This is a genomic window from Singulisphaera chitinilytica (assembly GCF_049331405.1).
Lineage (GTDB): Bacteria > Planctomycetota > Planctomycetia > Isosphaerales > Isosphaeraceae > PoT.
Map to the genome: position 1 here is coordinate 8,326,186 of NZ_CP186274.1, position 23,534 is coordinate 8,349,719.

The following is a 23,534-nucleotide window of genomic DNA, read 5'->3' on the forward strand; positions in this document are numbered from 1 at the left end:
TAAGTTCGATCGTCTCGTCCAGAGTAGACCCTGCAACACTCGAGAAACAAGGGCTTCGGGAAAAAGCTCTTCCGTCGAGGTGTATGGGCCATCAATTGCAAGCCGGCTGCGCCGCGTGTTAACGTTCCATGGGCAATTTCGTTCTGCGTGCGACCTCCTTGGGCGAATGGGTTAGGGACGATGGCGGATTGGTCTGACCATTTCGATCGCGACGGATATGCGGTCGTCCCCGACGTGCTCGATGACGACGCGATCGAACACCTCGGAATGTCCCTGGAACGCCTGGAGGCGAGCGACACCTCGCTCGAACGCGAAGGTCGCGTCTACGCCGCACGGAATTTGCTACAACTCATCCCCGATTTGTCGACCCTCGCGGCGACCGAACCGCTGATCGGCCTGGCGCGTCGCATCCTGGGCGACCGGGCCTTCGTCGTGCGTGCCTTGCTCTTCGACAAGACACCAGAAGCCAACTGGCTCGTGCCCTGGCATCAAGACCTCACGATCGCCGTGAAGACGAAAGTCGCCGAGGCCGAGGGCTACGGGCCCTGGACCCGCAAGGGGGGCATCCCGCACGTCCAACCGCCGGTCGAGGTCCTCGAGCGCATGGTGACGCTACGGGTCCACCTCGACGCGGCCGGCTCCGACAACGGCCCACTCCGCGTCGTCCCGGGGTCTCATGCGAGCGGGCGTTTGAACGCGGAAGCGACACGCGAGTGGATCGATCGAGTCGGGCCGAGGGAATGCTGCGTCGAGCGGGGTTCCGTCGTGGTGATGAGGCCGATGATCTTGCACGCCTCGTCGCCGGCGAAAGCCCCGGACAGGCGCCGGGTCGTCCACATAGAGTATGCGGCGGATGCACTGCCTCGTGGGGTTGAATGGTTCGAAGCGGAGAACTGAGGACGAGATGAAGTTCACGAAGATGCACGGGCTCGGCAACGACTATGTGTACGTCAACACGTTCGAGCAGGCCGAGCCCGCTGACCCCGTCAAGTTGGCCATCGTCGTCAGCGATCGCCACTTCGGCATCGGTTCGGACGGCCTGATCCTGATCGGCCCCTCGCAGAATGCCGACGCCCGGATGCGGATGTTCAACGCCGACGGCTCCGAGTCGGAGATGTGCGGCAACGGCGTGCGCTGCGTCGCCAAGTACATCCACGACCACGGCATCGCGACCAAGGATCGCGTGACGGTCGAGACGGGCCGCGGCGTGCTTTCGCTCGACCTCCAGGTCGAGGGCGGCAAGGCGAAGCGAGTCCGGGTCGACATGGGCCCGCCGATCCTCAACAGCTCCGAGATCCCCACGACGCTGCCGGGCGATCCCCCCGTGAACGCCCCCGTCGTCATCGATGGTCAGACATATGCGGTGACTGCGGTCTCCATGGGTAATCCGCACGCCATCATCTATGTGGCCGACGTCGCGTCGTTCCCCGTCGAGGCCCTCGGGCCGGTCTTCGAAAACCACCCCGCCTTTCCCCGACGGGTTAACGTCCACTTTGTCGAGGTGATCGGGACGGGCGAGGTCAAGATGCGGACCTGGGAACGCGGCTCGGGGATCACCCTCGCCTGCGGGACCGGGGCCTGCTCCGTCTGCGTGGCGGGGGTCCTGACCGGGAGGACGGGGCCGAAGATCCTCGCGCATCTCCCGGGCGGAGACCTGGAACTCGAGTGGGTCGGCCCGGATCAGCCGGTCTTCATGACGGGGCCCGCCACGGAAGTGTACTCGGGCGAGTGGGACGTTTGATGAGGCTGGGAGCCCTGGAGGCGAGACGTTTGCAGGGAAACGGCTCGGCCTGCGGTTTCCGAAGATCTCTCGAGGTGCCGTCCTGATGCGTCTGATCAGCTACAACATCCACAAGGGGATCGGCGGTCGGGATCGACGCTATTCCCTGGAGAGGATCTTGCACGTTATCCGGGAACAGGAGGCCGACTTCGTCTGCCTCCAGGAAGTCGACACAAACGTCAAGCGATCCCTGCACCACGACCAGCCCGAACGCTTCTGCGAGGCCCTCGGCTCCGTGGCGAAGTGCTACCAGTTGAACGTCCACCTGGGCGACGGCGGCTACGGCAACCTCGTCCTCTCACGCTGGCCGTTCCGCGAGACGCTCCAGATCTCGCTGCGCAAGGGGAGGCGCAAACCCCGAGGAGCCGTCCTGGCCGTCGTCGAGACGCCCGAAGGCCCCTTCCGACTCGTCAACTGGCACCTCGGGCTCGCGGAGCGCGAACGCCACTGGCAGGTCCGGCAATTCCTCGAGCACGCCGACTTCCTGGAACGCCAGTCCCTGCCCGCGCTGATCGTGGGGGATTTCAACGACTGGCGCAATACCCTCGCCCACGGCCCGTTCGCCAAGCATGGCTTCAAGCAGGTGACGATTCCCCACGAGCGCTTTCGCTCGTTCCCAGCTTACTTCCCCGTGATCTCGCTCGATAAGGCTTTCTCGTGCGAGGGGATCGAGATCAAGCGTGCCCAGATCGTCCATACAAAGCTGGCGAAGGTCGCGTCGGACCACCTGCCGCTCGTCGTCGACTTTCATCTGACGGCCACCAACTCGCCTGTTCCCGAAAATTGAAGGGAACCACCGATCTCATCCCAAACTGACATGAAGATAAAATGAAACGAACCCGGAAGACCTTGGTCTCCCGGGCTCGTGTGGCTGGATGCCTCGGGCCGCGGCGGCCGTTATAAGTGAAAGTCGCAAGGGGATTTATTGCGAGCGGCGATCCCTCGTGCCCGCTCCCGTTGCACCGTCCTCCACCCAGGTGTTGTTATCGGCAAAACGGCGACGAGGGTTCAGCGGGTTTGCCTTGACTTCCGCAATTCTTCGATCGCGGACGACGAACCGGGCGGGCCCCATCTTGTGGGAAAAGTCCCCTCACGCTATCAATTCAAAATCCACAAATTCTTTCATTCAAACGTCTGGCCTCGGAAATCGTCACTTCAGCCTTCCCTTGCATAAGAATTCGTAATTCGCGTCTGGATTCGTACATTCTTAGGAGTTACGCAGTAGTGGCCTTGCGTCCATGGAGGGTCGGGCGGCCTCGGCTGGTATGATGGGATTTATGAAAAACGATGTTAAATGTCAGGATACGAACTACATCGACTTCCTCATCGCCAGCCCCAAGTCCTTCGCCTGCACGGAGGCCGCCAAGGTGCAACCCGAGTCGCAGGACGCCCCCGCACACGATGCCTTCACCCGGCTCCTCCGCCGCCTCGAGCCCGATCCCGAGACCTTGTGGGCCGAGGCTCGCCCCCTGGTCTCCCTCAAGGGAGGCCTCCTCGTCCTCGACGATTCCACCCTCGATAAGCCCTACGCCCATAAGATCGACCTGGTCAGCCGACACTGGTCCGGGAAGCACCACGCCGTCGTCCGCGGCATCAACCTCACCACCCTGCTGTGGACCGACGGCGACCGCCATATCCCCTGCGACTACCGGATTTACGACCACGAGCACGACGGGCTGACCAAGAACGACCATTTCCGCAACATGCTCCGGGCGGCTAAGTCGCGGGGTCTCGCCCCCGACTGTGTCGCCTTCGACGGCTGGTACAGTGCCCTGGAGAATCTGAAGCTGATCCGCGGCTTGAACTGGCATTGGCTGACGCGGCTGAAGATCAATCGCCGGGTTAACCTCAACCGGCAGGGCAACAAGGCCGTCGGCGAGACGGCGATCGAGGCCGCCGGCACGATCGTCCATCTGGAAGGTTACGGCCTGATTCGTGTCTTCAGGATCGTCTCCCGAGACGGAGACACTGAGCACTGGGCGACCGACGACCTGGCGATGGACGAGCTGACGCGGTTGGTGCTGGCCGAGCGGACGTGGGCGATTGAGAACTATCACCGGGGCCTGAAGCAGTGCTGCGGGGTCGAGCGATGCCAGGCCCGGGTAGGTCGGGCGCAGCGCAACCACATCGGGATGGCGATCCGGGCCTTCCTGCGGCTGGAGCGTCATTTCTATGCCACCGGGGTGAGTTGGTACGAGGCCAAGGCACAAATCATCCGGGGAGCCGTCAGGGCTTATATCGCTCAACCCTTGTACAAACTTCCATGACCGCGTAACTCCTAATTCTATCAAATCCCCGTGGGTCGTTCGGCCCATCTCCTTGTCAGCTTTGACTATGAGGAGGAAGGAAAGGAATTCGAAAGATCCGAAGAAATTGGCCGAATCGGCCCTCGAGTCGGTTTGCGTTGTTGACGCCATTTCGGTTGCACGTTAACTTAGAGCTCACCTATCAAAGCACGAGGTCGGCGCGTCTGCTCACCTCGAATTCCCCAATGCATTTGGCCAATCACGGCCCCGAGGATGGAGATGCCTCAGTCCCGCGCACGCTTCATTGGTAGCCGAGAACTTCATCGCGACTTGCCCAAGGTTCTGGATTCACTCGAAGACCCCAATGCCCGATATGTGCTGACGATCCATAGCAAGCCCAAGGCCGTCATCATCGGAGCCGAGGCGTTCCTCAAGCTCCTCCGCGGCCACTCCCCCGAAGATCGCTTGCTCGCGCTCCAACTCGGAGCGTTGGTCCAGGGTCTCGAATCCTCGAATTCTTCGGAAGACTTGACGGATACGCCGGAGCGTCAGGAAGCGCTCATTGGCGTCTAATCCTCATTGCGAACCCATCTCATTTCACGGCGACTCTGATCGGTAAGTGCGGGCTCGGAAAGGCAGGGCCAATCGCGGCCCCTCTCCACCTTACCGGCCAAATCAACGGCCTTCACACGGGACCGCCCCCGAGGTTCACAACCTCAGGGGGCCGGTCCTTTCGTATTTTGCGAGGCAGAGCTCGACTCCCCCGCGCGATCCCACCGGCTCGACTTGCCTACGGGCCTAGATCGGATATGAACTGACAGCCGGACGCCGATAAATACTCGAGGCACGCTTTCGACGGAGATCCCCCTCTGCGGAGGCGGGCGTCTCTGGTATCATGATGATGTTCGTTAGTTCAGAGCCTTGGCCTCGCGAAGGTCCAGGCCTGAGCGAGTCCCTGCTGAGGTGAATGATGTCGAGCCGCCCGTTCGTCCACTTGCACTGCCATAGCCACTACAGCTTGCTGGACGGGGCGAGCAAGATCCCCCTGTTGGTCAAGCGGGCCTCCTCGCTGGGAATGCCCGCGCTCGCGATCACGGACCACGGTAACTTGTATGGGGCCGTCGAGTTCCTCCGCGAGGCCAAGGCGGCGAACATCAAGCCGATCGTCGGGCTCGAGGCCTACGTCGCCCCTCGGCACCGGACCGAGCGCTCCATGGGGGGCGGCTCGGGGAAGGAGTACGCCTTCCACCTCACGCTGCTCGCTCGGAACGGCGAAGGGGTGCGTAATCTGATGCGGCTCTCGTCGGCCTCGTTCCTCGAGGGTTTCTATTACAAGCCTCGTATCGACAAGGAAATCCTCGAGCGGCACTCCGAAGGCCTGATCTGCCTCTCGGGTTGTGCCTCGTCCGAGTTCTCCGACCACATCCTGCACGGCAAGATGGCCGATGCCGAGAAGCTCTGCGCCTGGTATCAGAAGCTCTTCGGCGAGGAGAACTTCTACGTCGAGATCCAGGACAATGGCATCCAGATCCAGCACGACTGTGCCGCGGGGGCGATCGACATCGCCAAGAAGATGGGCCTGCCGCTCGTGGCCACGAGCGATGCCCACTACCTGACGCAGGACGACGCCCAGGCTCACGACATCTTGCTCTGCATCAACACGGGCAAGACGGTCGACGACCCGAACCGGATGAAGTTCGAGAACAACCAATTCCACGTCCGCTCGCCGGAGGAGATGTACGCGGCGATGCCCGGGCACGAGGAGGCCCTCGCCACCTCGTTGCGGATCGCGGATCTCGTCGAGGAGAACTACAAGAGCCTCAATCTCGGCAAGCGGCAGTTCCCGTCATTCCAGCCGCCGGGCCAGAAGACTCCCGAGGAATACCTCCAGGAGCTCTGCGCCCAGGGGATGCGAGATCGTTTCGGCGAGAATCCGCCCCAGGCCGCCGTGGATCGCCTCGAGCATGAGCTCGGCATCATCAACCGGATGGGCTTCGCCTCCTATTTCCTCATCGTCTGGGACTTCGTCCGCTTCGCGCGTGAGGCGGGCATCCCGAACTCGGCGAGAGGATCGGCGTGCGGCGCCCTCGTGAGCTACCTCCTGTACCTGAGCCACGTCGACCCGCTCCATTACGACCTGCTGTTCGAACGATTCCTCGACCCCAACCGCTCGGAAGCCCCCGATATCGACATCGACCTCTGCAAGGAGCGTCGTTACGAGGTCATCGAGTACGTCCGGCAGAAGTACGGAGAGGCCAACGTCGCCCAGATCGGCACGTTCGGCACGATGGCCGCCAAGGCCGCGCTCAAGGACGTCGGTCGCGCCCTCAACATCCCGCTTTCGCGGGTCGACCAGGTTACGAAGCTGATCCCCACCCGGCTCAATATCACTCTCGAAGAAGCTCTGAAGGAAGAGCCGGCCCTCGCCAGGATGGCCAGCGAAGACCCCGAGATCGGCAAGCTCCTCGAGTACGCCCAACGCCTCGAGGGGACGGCCCGCAACGTCGGCACCCACGCGGCCGGCGTCGTGATCGCCGACCGGCCCCTCTGCGACCTCGTCCCGCTCCAACGGCTCCCGAACAAGGACAAAGAGAAGGAAGTCGTCAGCACCCAGTGGGAAATGGGTGACGTCGAGAAGGCCGGCCTCCTCAAGATGGACTTCCTCGGGCTCCGTAACCTCACGAGCCTGGCCTCCGCGACCAAGCTCGTCGAGCAGAAGAACGGCGAGCCGTTCGACCTGCTCGGGCTCCCGCTCGACGACGAGGCCACGTACAAGCTCCTCCAGCGCGGCGACGCGAAAGGCGTGTTCCAGCTCGACGGTGCGGGTATCCGCGACCTCCTCGTGAAGATGAAGCCCGACCGCTTCGCCGACCTCATCGCCATCTTGGCCCTCTATCGCCCGGGCCCGCTCAACGGCGGTATGGTCGACGAGTATGTCGATGTGAAGCACGGTCGCAAGCAGCCGTCGTATCCGCATCCGGTCATGAAAGAAGTCCTGGAAGAGACCTACGGGGTCATGGTCTACCAGGAACAGGTCATGCGGATCTTGAACCGGCTGGGCGGCATCGAGCTCTCCCAGGCGTACGCGTGCATCAAGGCGATCTCCAAGAAGAAGATGGAGACAATCGCCCAGGGGCGCAAGCAATTCATCGAAGGGGCGATCGAACGCGGGCTCGAGAAGGACAGGGCCGAGAAAATCTTCGACCTGATCGAGTTCTTCGGCGGCTACGGCTTCAACAAGTCGCACACGACCGCCTACGCCCTCGTCGCCTTCCAGACCGCTTATCTGAAAGCCCACTATCCGACCGAGTTCATGGCGGCCTTGCTCTCGTCGGAAATGGACGGAGCCGAGCGCGAGAAGTATTTCGTCGACCATATCGACGACTGTCGCAAGATGGGCGTCGAGGTGATCGCGCCGAACATCAATGAAGGGGAATCCAGCTTCAAGGTCGCCGCCGAGGGGAAGATCCACTTCGGCCTGGGAGCTATCAAAGGGGTCGGCACCAAGGCCCTCGAGGCCATCATCGCCGCCAGAGTCAAGGACGGCCCTTACTCGGGTCTCGACGACCTGTTCGAACGCGTGCCGCTCCAGGTCGTGAGCCAATCCTGCGTTGAGGCCCTCATCAAGGCCGGGGCCTTCGACCCGCTCGGCGGCCGCCGAAGCCAGTGGCTGGCCGTCCTGCCCAGGGCCGCCCAGGCCGGGCAGTCGGTCCAGGAGGATCGCAAGCGAGGCCAGCGCAGCCTCTTCGACTCCTTCGGGGAGGCCCCGAGCAACGGCAATGGGTCCAGCAAAGCCACGGCAACCCTCAGCTTGCCGGACATCCCTGAACTCCCCGACGTCGAGCGGCTCGCCGAGGAGAAGAAGGTCCTCGGATTCTATATGTCGAGCCACCCGCTGACGAGGCAGGCGGGGCTCTTGCAGGCGTTGGCCACGCACAGGATCGCCGACCTCGGGTCGGTGCCCGAGAAGGGCGAGGTGATCCTGGGGGGAATGATCTCGTCGGTCCAGGTCAAGAACGTTCAGAAGAGCCGTTCGGGCCTGACCCGCATGGCGAAGCTGACCTTCGAAGACCTCACCGGCTCCGTCCCCGCGATGCTCTGGCCGGAGGAGTTCGCCAGGCTCGAGGAATTCGTCAAGAACGATCAGATCAGCTTCGTGAAGGGGACGCTCGATCGTCGCCGCGACCCGGCCGAGTTGATCATCAACAAGATCATCCCGCTCTCGCGAGGGCCGGCGGAACTCTCCAAGGGGGTCGTCATCACCCTACGCAAGGGGGTGACGCAGGAGGAGCAGATCCAGCGACTGCTTCGTCAATGCCGGATTCGCCCCGGGAATCTCGACGTTTATCTCGAGGTCCTCGGAATCGAGGGCTTCCGACGTGCCATCTACAAGGCGGGCTCGGCCCTGAAAATCCGCTACGACGAACGGCTCATCCCCGACCTGGAAGCCGCCGTCGACTCGGGAAACGTCCGGCTCCTCGGCCAGCGCGGGGCCACGGCACGGGTCGAGACGGCGGCTCCCGCCTCGGTCGGATATCGCTCGGGTTCCGAGCCCGAGAGCGAACTCCTCGAAGGCCCCTCCGACGATTGATCCGCGGCTGAGCCACCTCACACGCCGGTAAATCCAAGGGATTGGCAAGGGCAAATGGCCTTGCCAATCCCTCTTGGCATTTCCGGATCGTCCCGCTCAACTCCCCTGCCCTGCGCCGATTGACGGGATTCGTTCGGCCGCGTTACGATGATCGCCGTCGTGCCGCCCGTTGAGATCCCAACACTCCTTCATTTCACAAATTCTTCATAATGAGCGAAGCCGACCGGCCCACTGCTCCCGAAGCCAAGGCTCTCGCTGTTTCAAACTCGAGCACGGGCATCCTCTCCGACCCTCGATTCTGGGCGTTTGCATTGCCCCTCTTCATAATCGTGGCCCTGGCGTTCTTGCCAATCCTGGGGAACGGCTTCGTCTACTTCGACGACGACGAGAACTTCCTGGGGAACCGGAACTTTCGGGGCCTGGGTTTCTCGCAGCTCGGCTGGGCTTGGACGACGTTGCTGCTCGGCGTCTATCAGCCGCTCGCCTGGATCCTCCTCGAAGTGCAGTACGTCCTCTTCGGGCTGAATCCGTGGGGATACCACCTCGCGAGCCTTCTGCTCCACGCGCTCAATAGCGTCGTCGCGCTAGCGCTCACGTATTCGATCCTGCGCCGGTCGGCTCCCGAACTCGTCGAGCGCTATCCGCGGAGGGCGTACGGCTGTTCGGCACTGGCGATCCTGCTCTACGCGATCCATCCGCTCCGGGTCGAGGTCGTCGCCTGGGCTTCGTGCCAGCCTTACCTGCCGTGCGTCCTCTTCTATATGCTTTCCATCCTAGCCTATTTGCAGGCGGCGGATTTGGATGGTTCTAAAGCTCGAAGCTGGCAGTACGTCTCATGGGCGATGTTCCTGTGCGCCCTGCTCTCGAAGGCCGTCGCCGTGAGCCTGCCGGTTGTCCTGATGGCGCTCGACTTCTTCCCGCTGCGACGCTTCGAGGACAGGTCGCGGATCGCGGGCGTCTTGAGGGAGAAGGCGTTCTACCTCGCGGCCTCGGCCGCGTTCGTCCTGATCGCCGTGGTGGGGAAGCAGTCGAACGAGTCGCTCCGCACGATCGACGACTCAGGCCTCTGGGCGAGGCTGGCGCAGTCGGGCTACGGGTTCTGGTTCTACTTATTGAAGTCGGTGGCTCCGGTCAATCTCGTCGCGTATTACCCCCTGCCGAAACGAGCCGAATTCTGGGGTCCGACGTATCTAGTCGCGGTCGGGGCTTCCGTCGGGCTATTCCTCGTGATCGTGCGACACTGGAAGGCCCATCCCGGCTTGTTGACGACGGGGTTGGCCTACCTGGCGAGCCTTGCTCCGAATCTCGGGTTCGTCACGATCGGCAATCAGCTCGTGGCCGACCGCTATTGTTATTTGCCCGCATTGGCTTTGGCGGTCGGCTTGGCATTCTTGCTACTGCGGTGGACGACCGCTCCAAACCTGAAGGGTCGACCCTGGGTCGAGGTCGTTCCGGGCTTGCTATTCTCGATGGCCTTGCTTCCGCTGACCTGGCAACAATGCCGGTCCTGGAAGACGACTGAGGCTCTCTGGGTGCGCGTCCTCGAGAATGGCGATCGTCAGCATCCCACGCCGTACTTCAACCTTGGGGCCGACCAGGCCAGACGCAAGCGCTATGACCAGGCGATGGCGAACTACCGAGAGGCCCTGGAGCTCGACCCCAACTCGCCCGACGCCAACAATCTCTTGGGGGCGGCGCTCGACGCCCTCGGCAAACCCGACGAGGCTTTTGCCTACTATCGGAAGGCCGTCAAACTCGAGCCGATCTACCCCGATGCTCGCAACAACTTGGGGTCAGCCCTGGCTCGAGAGGGCAACCTCCGCGAGGCCGTCGCGCAGTTTTCCGAGGCCGTGAGACAACGCCCCGAGTTCCCACTCGCCCAGAAGAACCTGGGCCTCGCGCTCTCGCGGCTCGGGCGCCTCCGCGAAGCATCCACGGCGCTTACGAAGGCCACTCGTCTCGCGCCCGAGGACCCCGAGCTCTGGCAATTGCTGGCCGTGTCCCAGGCGAAGCTCGGACGGCTCGACGACGCCATCGAGGCGTTTTCGAAAGCCCTTGCCCTCCGCCCCGACTCGGGAGGCCTCGAGCGCGACATCGGGCTCGCCCTCGAGCAGAAGGAGCGACTGGACGAGGCGATCTCCCACTACGCGGCGGCCGTGCGCCACGAGCCGAGCCTCGTCGACAACCGGATTTTGCTGGGTTCCGCGCTAGCTCGCCGTGGTCGACTGGACGACGCCAGGCTTCAGTTTCAGGAGGGTTTGAAGCTGGAGCCGGAGAATCCCGAGCTTCGCCGATCGCTGGATGGCCTTGGAAGTCTGCCGAAACCTTGACGTGCTGGGTTTTGCATATTTTTGATAGATCCGACCGCAGCGAGAAACCATCAAGAACACTTGACCTTGTTGCCTTTAATGGATGGTCACTTTACGATGGTAGTCCGATTGAGGGCTACACTGTCCGTTGATCTCCCGAGACCGCCTCAAAACGCCCATAATGAAACACCCATGTTGAGAAAAGGAGTCGAATTCAAAATCGGTGATTGAGTGAATCCAGGCGTTACTCCCATCTGAGATTCTCATTGACGCCCAATCAAAACCACAAAATATTTGCCGCAACCCTTGAAATACTAGAATTTTACATCAAAACTCAAACCCATCGAACGTCAGGAACAGCTCGACAGTGAAGATCGCTATCATCCAATCTTCACAGATTATTAATTATGAGTCTTGATGCAAGTCCTCTATCATTCCTGACGTGCGAGGGACAACAGACCTACAGCTACAGGGTCATATAGCCCTGCCCCCCTCGCATTGAGGACGCCCCGCGATTGGCTTGGGCCCACGCTCCAGCCATCCCCCCCTCGCTCAGGCTTTCTCACCTTCGGAATGGATCGTCGTGCGCGGTATTGCATTCGAAAGGGAGGCGTTGCGGTATATCAAATGAAACATTGATTACAAAGCAATTTTTATCAATATTTCATTTGTTTTCCCCACCGCACCCCATAGAATGCTATCATGCTGGCGGGCGATCCCGGGCCACGATGATGTAGCCCGACTGCTCGTACTCACTCCTACCCGCATGGTTCGACGCGTCGCTCGAGCCGCGTGAGTCCCAGCTCCCGAGGTGAGTTAGAGATCGAAGCCGTCTGCAAGCGGTCGAGCGGTCAACGAGGCCGCGGATCGCCCAACAGAGAGTCGAAAGCGAGAGAGGTACCTTGAAGCGTTCACGTTCGAGTCTCCTGAACAGCGTCGCACCCGGGCTCCTCAGCGCGATCAGCGCCGGGATCGTTTTCCTCTCTGGTTGCGGCGAATCCACGGTCGAGATGAAAGTCGAAGGGGATCCGGTCCCCGCGAAAGGCAAGGTCCTGCTCCCCGGCGGCAAGCCCCTCTCCGGCGCCACCGTCGTGCTTGTCCCGATGAAGGATTTTGGCCTGCCCGCCCGCGGCACCACGGGCGAGGATGGGTCGTTCGTACTGACCTCCAAGAGCGAGGGCGACGGCGCCGTCCCCGGCGACTATCGCATCCGGATCGAGCCCCCGCCCCTCCACAAGGGCGGCAAGAGCCTCAAATTCCCCTATCCTTCCGGGTATGCGAGCGAGGAAAGCTCCGGCCTGACAGCAACCGTCAAGCCGGGTGGGAATGAAGTCATCACGGTCCAGTTGCAGTCCACCATCGCTCGCGCGAGCCGTGGCCGCGAACGCAATTGATAGAAACACGCGTTGATGTCCGAAAATTTCCCGTCGGCCCGAAGGCCACCGGGATCGAACTTCGTTTTCCTTAATGCACAGAGTTGCTTGAAAGGGTTTCGTATGAAGGTTTCGTCGTATCGGGCTCGTGCCCGGTTCTCCGGTTTCACGCTGATCGAACTGTTGGTGGTGATCGCGATCATCGCCGTCCTGATTGCCCTTCTGCTGCCCGCCGTCCAGGCTGCCCGCGAGGCCGCCCGCCGCTCGCAGTGCGTCAACAACCTGAAGCAGATCGGGTTGGCCTTGCACAATTACGAGAGCACCAACGGCAGCTTCCCCCCCGGTGGTGAGTCGACCAACTACAACAACGGACAACCTCTCGCCGCCGGCACAGGTCCGTCGACCCAGTTTGTTGACGGCGACTTCAGCACGCTGGCCCGCCTGCTCGCCTTCCTCGAAGGTGGAGCCCAGTTCAACGCCATGAATTTCTCGTACGGCTACTGGGACGCCTCGGGCGGCAACTACACCGGTGCCTCCTCGGTCATCCGCGTCTTCCTCTGCCCCTCGTCGTCCCGCGTCAACACCGACCGCGATGCGGTCGACTCGACCGACGCCGTCTCGGTCGCCCAGGGCAAGGGTTATGGCTACGGTGATTACGGTCCGACCGTCTACACCGATATCAATCCCACCGGCGTTGCGTCGGGTTCTGGGGCGACCCCCTACCGCTTCAAGGGATCGCGGGCCGACGGCCTCCTCAAGCTGAACCAGACCCGCATCAGCGAGTGCACGGACGGCACGAGTAACACGATCGCCATCGGTGAAGACGCCGGCCGCGACGAGCGGTTCCTGAGCCCCTACACCGAAATCTCCGCCGGTGGCGACCTCCGCGGTAACGGTCCCTGGTCGCAGGCTGCCTACCGCCGTTACTGGCGCTGGGCCGAGCCCGATGCCGGCTTCGGCGTCTCGGGTGCCCCCAACAACAAGTACCGCCCGATGTACGAGACCGGCAGCTACCCGAGCACGGGTGTCACTGCCGGTAACAACGCCGGTGCCAACGACGAGCTCTTCTCGTTCCACCCGGGTGGCGTGAACTGCGTCTTCGGCGACGGTAGCGTCCGCTTCATCAAGGACAGCATCAACGTCGTCACCCTCCGCTCGCTCGTCACCCTCAAGGGCGGCGAAGTGGTCTCCTCCGACTCCTACTAAGAGTCTGACGGCGGTCGATACGAGACCCCTCTCTCCCAGGCGGCCCGAGACAAATTGTCTCGGGCCGCTTTCGTTGTTTCTAGGCTCTCCCTCACTTCTTAAACAGGGGTCTTAACACCTTAAGGCCTGTAGCCAATCCCGGAAGAGTTTGAAATTCGAGGATCGAAGCTCGAGAAATTCTGCTGAAGAAGGCAGGATCTGACGCTAAACTCAATGTCGATACTCTGGAATGTTCGCGAAGTGTGCTCGCACCTGCAACGATCGAACTGGAATTGCCTCTTTCAGACTTCTCATAGAAACGACCTTCTGATCAGAGCAACCATCCGAAATTCGAATGCTCTTGGCTCCTGAGCCTGTGAGAAGCCTCCTCCAGTGAGAGCCGCCGATTCACCTAACCGTCTGGATTAACTCGTCTTACTTTCAAGTCCGTCAAGTAAGAGACCGGGGGAAATCACTGATGGCGGGAACACGATCGCTGGCCGCCTGCGGCCTCCTCAACATCTTGCTGCTCGTCCATCCGGGCGGCGAGGCCACGGCCGGATCCGGGGTCGGCGAAAAGCGCTGGACTCAGGAGCAGACCAGCCACTGGTCATTCCTTCCCCCAAAACATCCCGCAGTACCGGCGGTCAAGACGACCGATTGGGTCCGCAATCCGATCGACGCCTTCATCCTGAAAGAGATCGAGGCGAACGAACTCGAACCGTCCTCTCAGACGGATCGAGCCACACTCATCAGGCGCCTGACGTTCGACCTCACCGGTCTCCCTCCCACCCCCGCGGAAGTTGACGCCTTCGTCGGCGATCAATCCCTCGACGCTTATGAGAAGGTCGTTGACAGATTGCTGGCTTCGCCGATGTATGGCGAGCGTACATCCCGGTTCTGGCTGGACCTCGCCCGCTTCGCCGAGAGCGACGGGTTCAAGAGCGACGTCACCAGGCCGAATGCCTGGCGTTACCGCGACTGGGTCGTCCAGGCCTTCAACGACGACATGCCTTACGACCGCTTCGTCCGGCTCCAACTCGCCGGGGACGAGGTCGAGCCGGGACGCAACGACGCCTTCATCGCGACCGGGTTTAACCGGAACTGGCCGTACGAAGACAACAACAACATCCCCGGCCTGAACCGCCAGTTGATGCTCGACGACATGACCGACACCACGGCGTCGGTCTTCCTCGGCCTGACGGTAGCCTGTGCGCGCTGTCACGACCACAAGTATGACCCGATCAGCCAGGTCGACTATTACCGGTTCCAGGCCCTCTTCGCCGCGAGTGCCGCCAAGGACGACTACCCGCTCCTGAACGCCGTCGAGCAGTCGATGCAGGCGGTGATCGAGGCCGAGCATGAGGCCCGGGTCGACGTCGTCAGGCGCGAGCGTGACCAGCTCGAACGCCCATACGTTCGGAACCTCCTCGCCTCCAAGCTCAAGGATCTACCCCGCGACGTCCAGGCCGCCTACCAGACCGATCCCCAGGCCAGGACCGCACTCCAGGAAGACCTCCTCCGGCGCTATGCCAAGGAGATGAAGGTCGCACCGGAGGCCATCGAGAAGTCCATGAAGCCGGACATCCGCCGGACCTGGGTCCAGGCCGGCGACAAGATGGCCAGGCTCGCCAAGGCGGCTCCCGCCTCGCCCAATCGCGCCAGCGGCATGACCGACACCGGCCCTCTGGCCCCGCCCGTACGTCTCCTCCAGAAGGGGAACTTCGCCAGCCCTGGAGACGTCGTCGACCCCGGCTTCCTCTCGGTCTTCGGCTCCTCCTCGCCGGAACGCCAGGCCCACCAGGCCGCACCGACGGCAGGGCGTAGGAAAGCCCTCGCCGATTGGCTCACCGACCCGAACCACCCGCTAACGGCCCGGGTGATGGTGAATCGCCTCTGGCAGCAGCACTTCGGCCGGGGGATCGTCGCAACCCCGAGCGACTTCGGCACCCAGGGGGTCGAGCCGACCCACCCCGAGTTGCTCGACTGGCTCGCCAGCGAGTTCGTCGCCAAGGGCTGGAGCATGAAGGCCATGCACCGGCTGATGGTGACCAGCGCAACCTATCGCCAGTCGAGCGTCCCAGCAAGCAAGACGGTGGAGGGGGATCCGGATAACGAGCTCTTCAGCCGGATGCCGCGGCGTCGGTTGGAAGGCGAGGCCGTCCGCGACGCCCTGCTGGCCGTCTCGGGCCAGCTCGAGTCGAAGCTCGGCGGCGAGAGCGTCTTCCCCGACCTCCCGCCCGGCGTCGAGACCCGCGGCGGCTGGAAGCGATCGGCCACGTCCGCGGAGCGCAACCGACGGAGCGTCTACGTCTTCGTCAGGCGCAACCTGAAGTATCCGCTCTTCGACGTCTTCGACGCCCCCGACACCAACGTGACCTGCCCCGAGCGTAACATCTCCGTGAACGCGCCCCAGGCGCTCATGCTGCTCAACTCAGAGATGGTCCTCGACCACGCGCGACACCTCGCCGGCCGGCTCCTGAAGGAATCGTCCGATCCGAGCGACCCCACCACGCTGGTGAAGAACGCCTATCGCCTGGCCTACGGCCGCACGCCCGACGAACTCGAGTTGCAGCGCGGGCTCGCCTTCCTGGAAGAAGAACCGGGACTGACCAGCGGCGGGAATGATGGGTCCCGCAAGGTCACCTTGCCCTCGACGATGCCGGACGGCTACGACCAGGCCCAGGGGGCGGCGCTGGTGGATTACTGCCACGTCCTCCTGAACCTCAACGAATTCGTGTTCGTGGATTGAAGCCACCCGGTCAGGCACTGGGCCGTTCGGAACCACGCAGGATTAGGGGAGTACGACTCGATGAACCCCAGGCATGTCGAATGGGTGACCTCGCGTCGCGAGTTCCTGGCGAGGGCGGGCCTCGGTTTCGGCGGACTCGCGCTGGCCTCACTCCTGGATCAGGACGGATTGAGCCCCAAGGCCTACGCCGAGGGGCCGGCCATCGACCCATTGAGCCCGCTCTTGGCCAGGGCACCCCACTTCCCGGCCCGGGTGAAGAGCTGCATCTTCCTATTCATGGAAGGCGGCCCCAGCCACATCGACCTGTTCGACCCCAAGCCGGAGCTGACCAAGCACCACGGCCAGCCCCTGCCCCCGAGCTTCGGCAAGGTGTTCACGCCGATGGGAGTGGGGGGCAACACCCTGCTGGCGAGCCGTCGCAAATTCGCCCGGCATGGCGAGAGCGGGATATGGGTCTCCGACTGGTATCCCAACGTCGCCAAGGTCGTCGACGAGATCGCCCTCGTGCGTTCGTGCTGGGCGGACGGCGTCAACCACGTCGGCAGCGTCTGCCAGATGAACACGGGGAGCATCCTCGCGGGGCGCCCGAGCCTCGGCTCGTGGGTCAGCTATGGCCTGGGCACCGAGAACCAGGATCTGCCCGCTTTCGTCATCATGAGCGACGCGGCCGAACCAATCGGCGGGCCCAAGAACTGGGGCAACGCCTGGCTCCCCGCGACCTTCCAGGGTACCCCGTTCCGCAAGGATGGGGCCCCGATCCTCTACCTCAGCCCGCCGGGCTCGGTCACGGATCGCCAGCAGCGTGCGAAACTCGACCTCCTGACCAGCCTCGACCGGCATCACGCCGAACCGAGGTCCGACGATAGTCGGCTTTCAGCCCGAGTCGCCGCTTATGAGCTCGCGTACCGGATGCAATCGCACGCCCCCGAGGCCGTCGACCTCGACGTCGAAACGAGCGAGACGAAGTCGCTCTACGGCATGGACGACGACCGTTGTCGCGAATTCGGGGCGATGTGCCTGAGGGCGCGACGTCTCGTCGAGCGCGGGGTCCGCTTCGTGCAACTCTATTGCGGCTCGGGGAGCCAGTGGGACGCCCACCGCGACCTCGAAGGCAACCACACCAAGCTCTGCGCCCGGAGCGACAAGCCCGTGGCGGGCCTGATCATGGACCTCAAGCGTCGAGGCCTGCTCGACGACACGCTCGTGATCTGGGGCGGGGAATTCGGCAGGACGCCGATGAGCGAGAAGTCCGATGGACGCGACCACAACCCGTATGGCTTCAGCATGTTCTTCGCGGGCGGCGGGGTCAAGAAAGGCGTGACGGTCGGGACCACCGACGAGTTCGGCCTCAAGGCCATCGAGAATCGCGTGCATGTTCACGACCTACATGCCACGATTCTGCACCTGCTCGGCCTCGATCACCTCAAGCTCACGTTCTTGCGGGACGGCCGGGACGAACGGCTCACCGTCAACGGCGGCCGCGTCATCAAGGAGATCCTCGCCTGATCCGGATTCGGCTCGACTCACGACCGCAGGAGAGAGTCCGAGCGCATCGCGTCACACGTCCTTATGATTCGATGCGCTCAACCGTTGCAAAATGCCGAGGCGGCCTGCAGGCATTGGGCCCGCAGCGAGCCGACCCGCGGCTTTCGCACGCGACTCGCGTGATGCATGAGTCCTGCCGTCCTTGGATCGATCCTCGCCCGATCTGAGATCAGCATCTCCTAGGCAAGGGTCGTGGGCTTCGTATCAACGACGGAGCGTGGCATTGCCCTTCCGCTGTTCGCCGCGAGCGAGGCTCGAGGGCGAGTTAATGAAGCACGTCAGGGTCGAAGGGGTGCTCGGCCCCTTGGGATTGGCCAGGCGCAGCCCGCGCTTGACGGTCCTCGTCGCCTGGCCGGGCTCTCGGATCGTAATCGAGAAGGCGCACTCGCGGTCGGCGCTGTTGGTGCGCACGTCGGCGAGCTTGATCAGCTTTTCACCCTTGGACGTGACGCGATCGACGACCGGGGTGAAGCGGCAACCGGCATGGGCCGGCTTGACCTCGATTTCGGCACCGCTCGACGTCAGGCCGGCGATCCGAAGGTCGAGTCGGACTTCCTGAGGCGCGGGGTTGTCCGCGGCCCGGGTGCGGCCCGGGAGAATGCTGAACGCGACGGTGCAAGCGACGAGAGCAGAAGCGGCCATCCATGACCTGCCTTGCATCGGTTCCCCTCCAAAATGTGAGGCCCTTCCTGAACCGGTGCTTTTGCTTAGGTGCTTGGGCGAGGGGGAAGTTACTTGGTGAGGCCGATCCTCGCAAGGTCAGAAATGGGCCGCTCGGGCAGAACGGCTCAAGTTCCGGTTCAGATCGTCCGACCGCCGTCGGCCACCAGGATTTGCCCCGTCATGAGCGAGGTCTCGCAGGCCAGGAAGATCGTCACCGCGGCGATGTCGTCGGCGGTCGCCGGCCGCTTCAAGGGTGTCAGCTTCATCGCCTCGTCGATCATGTCTTGGTGGTTGGCCAGCCAGCGGGTCTGGACCGGCCCAGGAGCCACGGCATTCACCCTGACCTCCGGGGCGAAAGCCTTGGCCAGGCTCTTCGTGAGGGTGATGACCGCCCCCTTGCTCGCCGCGTAGGGGATCGAGCTCCCAGTCCCGCCGACTCCCGCCGTCGAGGCGATGTTGACGATGTTCCCCTTCCGCGCCTTGAGATGGGGCATCGCCGCTCGGCAGGCGAAGAAGGCTCCCTTGATGTTCACGTTGAGGATGTCGTCCCAGACCTCCTCGGTCACGGCCTCGAGGTCGTGGTGCGGGATGAAGTGGGTCGTGGCCGCGTTGTTGACCAGGACGTCGAGCCCGCCAAATTCCCGCACCGAACGCTCGACCATGTCGCGGACGGCGGAGTCGTTGCCGACGCTCGCCGCGCAGAGGAGGACCTCGCCGCCGCGCTCGCGGACGCCATCGGCGGTCTCCTCCGCCTCGGCCTTCGACTTCGTGTAGTTGACCGTGACCGCGAAACCCAGTTCCGCGAATCGCCAGGCGACTGATCGCCCGATCCCGGTCGCCGACCCTGTGACCAACGCCGCGCGTTCACGAGCCATGTTCAGCCATCCTTCACTTGGATCGGGCGAGAGGACTATTCTGGGGAACTGCCACACCGGCCGCCGGGCGGACGAGTTCCGCCTCGTCGGCCCGCGAGCTCGCCATGGCCACGCCTTTGACCATCTCCGAGACCGACGGCCCCATCCACTCGAGGAGCAACGTCTGCGGCAGAACCCCCAGCCCCACGGTGAGGACCACCAACGGGATCGAGATGCCCCACTCTCGGACCGTGAGATCGGGCAGCCCTTGATGATGTTCCTCGCGCCCGAGGAAGACACGCTGGAGTGTCCAGAGCAGATACCCCGCCGTGAGGATCACCGCGGCCGCCGCGCAGATGGCGAGGAACGGACTGTAGTTGAACGACGAGAGCACTACGAAGACTTCGGCGATGAAGCCACAGAGGCCGGGCAGTCCCATCGAGCCGAAGAAGATCAGGAACGAGACCGCACCGTAACCCGGCATCGAGTTGAGAAGGCCGCCGAGCCGGTTGAGGTCGCGGGTATGGGCGCGGTCGTAGATGACACCGACGAGGAAGAACATGCCCGTGGACGTGATCCCGTGGGCGATCATCATGAACATCGCACCGTTCACGCCATAGGCGTAGTACCGAGGGTCGCCCGCCAGGTTCATGGCCGAGAGGCCGAGCGTGACGTAGCCCATGTGGCTCACGGAGCTGTAGGCGACCAGCTTCTTGAAGTCGGTCTGAGCCATCGCCACGAGGGCGCCGTAGAGGATGCTGAAGACGCCGAGGGCCGCGACCGGGAACGACAGGCTCAGGGCTCCCAGCGGGGCGAGCGGCCAGGCCAGGCGGATCAGCCCGTAGCCGCCGATCTTCAGGAGCACGCCGGCCAAAATCATGCTGATCGGCGTGGGGGCCTGCACGTGGGCATCGGGCAGCCAGGTATGGAACGGGAAGCTCGGCAGCTTGACCGCGAAGCCGATGAAGAAGAGCCCGAAGATCCAGGCCTGGATGTTCGCGCCGTAGTAACCGGTCTCGGTCACGGCACGCGTCAATGCCACGATATCGAAGGTGTGGGCCCGGAAGGTCACGGCATTCATCGCCGCGGCCCCCTGTCCCGCCAGGACCGGCTCACCCGGCCAGAAGTAGAGGATCAGGATCGCGACGAGGATGAAGACCGAACCGAAGAGGGTGTAGAGCAGGAACTTGATGGCCGCATACTCGCGCCGCTCGCCCCCCCACACGCCGATGAGGAAATACATCGGCATGAGCATAACTTCAAAGAAGACATAGAAGAGGAAGAGGTCGAGCGAGAGGAAGACCCCCATCATACTCGCCAGGAGGAGCAGGAAGAGGGAGAAGTAACCCTTGACCTGTTTCTCGATGCCCCACGACGCCAGGCAGGCGAGGATGCTCACCAGTCCCGTCAGGATGATGAGGCTCAGGCTGATGCCGTCCACGCCCAGGTAATACTGGATCTGGAAATACGGGATCCAGGGGCGCCTGACGACGAGGTCGTGGAGCGCCGACGCCCCCTCGTCCGTCACGTCGTAAACGTTCGCCTGCGTCCCTACCTTCAGCTGATTGACCTCGGCTCGCTCTCCGAGCGGGGCCGAGGCGTGCGTCGTCGGATTCCTGTAAGCCGCGAAGGCGATCAGGGTGAGCAGGAACGTAGCCGCCGTGGCCGCGAGTGAGACCCACTTGATGGCCGACTCGAGCCGCTTCGGGATCAGCAAAACGAGGAGTGCGCCGACGAGCGGCAGGGTCCAGAGGAGGGTCAGGAGGAAGTCGTCACGCATCGATTTGCCGCCACTCCGAGAGAGACCATGCCCTGAACGCGTTCCGGATCAACGGCTCACCCAGGCGAAGACGCCCGCGAAGAGGCCGACGAGCGCGACCGCGAGGAACATCAGGTAATTGCGCAAGCGACCCGTCTGGAGCCCACGACCGAGGTCACCGAGGGCGTAAGTGCCCCGCGCGATCTGATTGACCAGATAATCCACCGCCAGCTTATCGAAGACCCCTTCCAGGCGACTCAGGAAGACCGTCACCGATGCGGTCGCATTCACAAAGCCATCGATGAGACGCCCGTCGAGCCCGCTGGCCACCCTGGCGAAAGCCAGGGTGGGTCTGACGAAAAGCACGTGATATGTCTCGTCGAAATACCACTTATGAAGCAGGAATCGATAGAGCCAGGGGAGTTTGTTCGCCGCGGTGGACGCGGCGAATCGGCGTTTCGGCAGGTAACGGAGCTGCGGGCCGTAGTACATCAGGCCCAGTCCGATCCCCGCCGTTGCGATCAGGAGCGACGCGCCGACCGCCAGCAAATGCGCCTGGTGGGCCGACTCCACCTCGACGAGCCGGACCATGGGCTCGCCAAATTCGAGCATCCGTTCCAGCAAGGGCTTGGACGCCTCGATGCCCGGGATCGGCAGGAGCGTGACCGGCCAGCCGATGACGACGGACGGGATCGCCAGCAGGATCAGCGGCCAGGCCATGATCCTCGGACTCTCGTGTGCGTGTTCGTAGGCGTCGGGGAGTCCATGTTGATCAATCCCCTCGCCAACCTGCCCGCCCCGATAGGTCCCCTCGAAGACGAGGAACCACATGCGGAACATATAAAAGGCCGTGAGGGCTGAACCCACCACGGGAAGGATCAGGAGGAGTGCATGCTTCGGATTCAAGCCGACAAAGTAAATCGACGAGGCGAGGATGGCATCCTTCGAATAAAACCCGCTGAACAAAGGTACTCCCGAAATCGCCAATGTCCCCACTAGCATGGTCCACGCCGTGACCGGCAACTTCTTCCGGAGTCCCCCGAGCCGGGGCATCTCGTACGTGTGGACCGCATGATACACGCTGCCCGCGCCGAGGAAGAGCAAGGCCTTGAAGAAGGCGTGCGTGATCAGGTGGAAGAGCCCCGCCGCCCAGCCTCCCACGCCGAGCCCGAGCATCATGAAGCCGAGTTGGCTCACGGTGGAGTAGGCGAGCACCTTCTTGTAGTCGGTCTGTACCGTGGCGATCGTCGCGGCGATGAACAGAGTGATCCCGCCCGTGTAGGCGATATAGAGCAGGACATCGGGTGTGAAGATCGGGAAGAACCTCCCGACCAGATAGACCCCGGCCGCCACCATCGTCGCCGCGTGGATCAGGGCAGAGACAGGCGTGGGCCCGGCCATCGCGTCGGGAAGCCAGACGTGGAGCGGGAACTGGGCGCTCTTGCCGACGCAGCCGGCGAAGATCCCGAGTCCCGCGAGCGTGAGCGCCCAGAAGGGGATCTGCCGAGCCTTTCCACTCACCGGGTCGCTCAGGGCCATGCCGGCGTCATCCCGAAGATGAACGGTTCGCTTCCCCGAGTCGGATACGTTGAGATTGAGCTGGCCCTCCGGATTGCGAATCGTCCGGTTGATCTCGGCCATGTCGAACGTGCCGAGGCTCGTCCAGAGCAAACCCAGGCCCACGAGCATGCCAACGTCGCCGATCCGATTGACGATGAACGCCTTATTGGCGGCCTCGGCACTCTTCTTTTCCTGGTAATGGAAGCCGATCAGGAAGTAGGAGCAGACCCCGACCAACTCCCAGAAGACGAAGACCATGAAGACATTCGCCGAGGCGACGAGGCCGAGCATCGAGAAGCAGAAGAGCGATAGGAACATGAAGAACCGAGGATACCCCGGATCGTGGTGCATGTACCCTATCGAATAAATATGAATTAAGGTCGCGATGAACGTGACCATGAGGAACATGATCGCGGCGAGGTTGTCGATATGGACCGCCAGGGGAATGACCAGCCCTGGCGAGGCAGACTGACCTTCCCTGGGGATGATCCCCTGCCCCAGCACGATCCAGTCGAGCGACGCCTTCCAGGCAAGCGGGTGATGAACTGCCGCTTTCTCGCCCGTGGATGCAGACTTGTCATCGCGGATTATGTGTGCATGCGAAGCCAACACTCCCTCGGCCTCGACGAAGAAGTAATCGACGAAGCCGATGGTGCTGAGGAGGAGCGAAAATCCGATTGCCGCCGTGGCGATCCAGGCACCAGCTCGGCCAAGCCGGCGCGTCGCGAGGAGTTGTACGACGAACGCGGCCAGCGGAATCAAGATGGCTGCCACGTAGAGCCTACTCTGCCAGCTCATTGCGTTCCTCGGATCCTCAGCCAGGTGTGCTCTACGGGGACTCTCACAGGCAAGACTTTGGAATATGGCACAGGCATCCCCCCGTTGCAAGCCACTCGATCTCTACCGAGCGGGTGCAA

General features: G+C 62.9%; 15 protein-coding genes. 11 read left to right on the forward strand and 4 right to left on the reverse strand.

The genetic code is table 11. The annotated features are described in order from the left end of the window. Positions 1–180: 180 nt before the first annotated feature. From ACOYYX_RS32525 to ACOYYX_RS32575, 11 genes are all read left to right on the forward strand, one after another. On the forward strand, positions 181–897 hold the full coding sequence (locus ACOYYX_RS32525) for a phytanoyl-CoA dioxygenase family protein (RefSeq protein WP_422926823.1): 717 nt from the start codon (positions 181–183) through the stop codon (positions 895–897). Between the two features lie 7 nt (positions 898–904). Further along, the gene (dapF, locus tag ACOYYX_RS32530) at positions 905–1,741 is read left to right on the forward strand and encodes a diaminopimelate epimerase (RefSeq protein ID WP_422926824.1); all 837 of its coding nucleotides are present in this window, start codon (positions 905–907) and stop codon (positions 1,739–1,741) included. Positions 1,742–1,826: 85 nt separating this feature from the next. Then, on the forward strand, positions 1,827–2,567 hold the full coding sequence (locus tag ACOYYX_RS32535; protein WP_422926825.1) for an endonuclease/exonuclease/phosphatase family protein: 741 nt from the start codon (positions 1,827–1,829) through the stop codon (positions 2,565–2,567). A gap of 451 nt (positions 2,568–3,018) precedes the next feature. Beyond that, positions 3,019–4,047, forward strand: a complete 1,029-nt coding sequence (locus tag ACOYYX_RS32540) for an IS701 family transposase (protein ID WP_422926728.1) — start codon at positions 3,019–3,021, stop codon at positions 4,045–4,047. A gap of 258 nt (positions 4,048–4,305) precedes the next feature. Then, positions 4,306–4,599, forward strand: a complete 294-nt coding sequence (locus tag ACOYYX_RS32545; protein ID WP_422926826.1) for a type II toxin-antitoxin system Phd/YefM family antitoxin — start codon at positions 4,306–4,308, stop codon at positions 4,597–4,599. Between the two features lie 397 nt (positions 4,600–4,996). Continuing rightward, entirely contained in the window at positions 4,997–8,617 is a 3,621-nt protein-coding gene (gene dnaE / locus ACOYYX_RS32550) for a DNA polymerase III subunit alpha (protein WP_422926827.1), read from the forward strand. A 209-nt stretch (positions 8,618–8,826) separates the two neighbouring features. Continuing rightward, positions 8,827–10,947, forward strand: coding sequence for a tetratricopeptide repeat protein (locus tag ACOYYX_RS32555; RefSeq protein WP_422926828.1), 2,121 nt, complete (start codon positions 8,827–8,829; stop codon positions 10,945–10,947). Between the two features lie 881 nt (positions 10,948–11,828). Then, positions 11,829–12,320 carry a carboxypeptidase-like regulatory domain-containing protein gene (locus tag ACOYYX_RS32560; protein ID WP_422926829.1) on the forward strand — a complete coding sequence of 164 codons (492 nt, stop codon included), beginning with the start codon at positions 11,829–11,831 and terminating at the stop codon, positions 12,318–12,320. Between the two features lie 102 nt (positions 12,321–12,422). Then, positions 12,423–13,505: a DUF1559 domain-containing protein gene (locus ACOYYX_RS32565; protein WP_422926830.1), complete on the forward strand. Its 1,083-nt coding sequence runs from the start codon at positions 12,423–12,425 to the stop codon at positions 13,503–13,505. 457 nt (positions 13,506–13,962) lie between these two features. Next, positions 13,963–16,236: a DUF1549 and DUF1553 domain-containing protein gene (locus ACOYYX_RS32570; protein ID WP_422926831.1), complete on the forward strand. Its 2,274-nt coding sequence runs from the start codon at positions 13,963–13,965 to the stop codon at positions 16,234–16,236. Between the two features lie 60 nt (positions 16,237–16,296). Then, entirely contained in the window at positions 16,297–17,742 is a 1,446-nt protein-coding gene (locus tag ACOYYX_RS32575) for a DUF1501 domain-containing protein (RefSeq protein WP_422926832.1), read from the forward strand. A 243-nt stretch (positions 17,743–17,985) separates the two neighbouring features. Here the strand turns inward: ACOYYX_RS32575 and ACOYYX_RS32580 are convergent, their stop codons facing one another. The 4 genes from ACOYYX_RS32580 to nuoL all read right to left on the reverse strand — a co-directional run bounded on the left by ACOYYX_RS32580 (position 17,986) and on the right by nuoL (position 23,415). Then, positions 17,986–18,423 carry a hypothetical protein gene (locus ACOYYX_RS32580; protein WP_422926833.1) on the reverse strand — a complete coding sequence of 146 codons (438 nt, stop codon included), beginning with the start codon at positions 18,421–18,423 and terminating at the stop codon, positions 17,986–17,988. A 158-nt stretch (positions 18,424–18,581) separates the two neighbouring features. Then, positions 18,582–19,319: an SDR family NAD(P)-dependent oxidoreductase gene (locus tag ACOYYX_RS32585; RefSeq protein ID WP_422926834.1), complete on the reverse strand. Its 738-nt coding sequence runs from the start codon at positions 19,317–19,319 to the stop codon at positions 18,582–18,584. A 13-nt stretch (positions 19,320–19,332) separates the two neighbouring features. Next, positions 19,333–21,078, reverse strand: coding sequence for a complex I subunit 4 family protein (locus tag ACOYYX_RS32590; protein ID WP_422926835.1), 1,746 nt, complete (start codon positions 21,076–21,078; stop codon positions 19,333–19,335). Positions 21,079–21,126: 48 nt separating this feature from the next. Next, a complete protein-coding gene (nuoL, locus tag ACOYYX_RS32595) occupies positions 21,127–23,415 on the reverse strand; it encodes an NADH-quinone oxidoreductase subunit L (RefSeq protein ID WP_422926836.1) in 2,289 nt (762 codons plus the stop codon). Positions 23,416–23,534: the final 119 nt, after the last annotated feature.

What these genes read in the sequence shown, in the direction of transcription:
- ACOYYX_RS32525 (WP_422926823.1), top strand. Translation starts at nt 181, where the DNA reads ATGGCGGATTGGTCTGACCATTTCGATCGCGACGGATATGCGGTCGTC.
- dapF (WP_422926824.1), top strand. Translation starts at nt 905, where the DNA reads ATGAAGTTCACGAAGATGCACGGGCTCGGCAACGACTATGTGTACGTC.
- ACOYYX_RS32535 (WP_422926825.1), top strand. Translation starts at nt 1,827, where the DNA reads ATGCGTCTGATCAGCTACAACATCCACAAGGGGATCGGCGGTCGGGAT.
- ACOYYX_RS32540 (WP_422926728.1), top strand. Translation starts at nt 3,019, where the DNA reads ATGGAGGGTCGGGCGGCCTCGGCTGGTATGATGGGATTTATGAAAAAC.
- ACOYYX_RS32545 (WP_422926826.1), top strand. Translation starts at nt 4,306, where the DNA reads ATGCCTCAGTCCCGCGCACGCTTCATTGGTAGCCGAGAACTTCATCGC.
- dnaE (WP_422926827.1), top strand. Translation starts at nt 4,997, where the DNA reads ATGTCGAGCCGCCCGTTCGTCCACTTGCACTGCCATAGCCACTACAGC.
- ACOYYX_RS32555 (WP_422926828.1), top strand. Translation starts at nt 8,827, where the DNA reads ATGAGCGAAGCCGACCGGCCCACTGCTCCCGAAGCCAAGGCTCTCGCT.
- ACOYYX_RS32565 (WP_422926830.1), top strand. Translation starts at nt 12,423, where the DNA reads ATGAAGGTTTCGTCGTATCGGGCTCGTGCCCGGTTCTCCGGTTTCACG.
- ACOYYX_RS32570 (WP_422926831.1), top strand. Translation starts at nt 13,963, where the DNA reads ATGGCGGGAACACGATCGCTGGCCGCCTGCGGCCTCCTCAACATCTTG.
- ACOYYX_RS32575 (WP_422926832.1), top strand. Translation starts at nt 16,297, where the DNA reads ATGAACCCCAGGCATGTCGAATGGGTGACCTCGCGTCGCGAGTTCCTG.
- ACOYYX_RS32580 (WP_422926833.1), bottom strand. Translation starts at nt 18,423, where the DNA reads ATGGCCGCTTCTGCTCTCGTCGCTTGCACCGTCGCGTTCAGCATTCTC.
- ACOYYX_RS32585 (WP_422926834.1), bottom strand. Translation starts at nt 19,319, where the DNA reads ATGGCTCGTGAACGCGCGGCGTTGGTCACAGGGTCGGCGACCGGGATC.
- ACOYYX_RS32590 (WP_422926835.1), bottom strand. Translation starts at nt 21,078, where the DNA reads ATGCGTGACGACTTCCTCCTGACCCTCCTCTGGACCCTGCCGCTCGTC.
- nuoL (WP_422926836.1), bottom strand. Translation starts at nt 23,415, where the DNA reads ATGAGCTGGCAGAGTAGGCTCTACGTGGCAGCCATCTTGATTCCGCTG.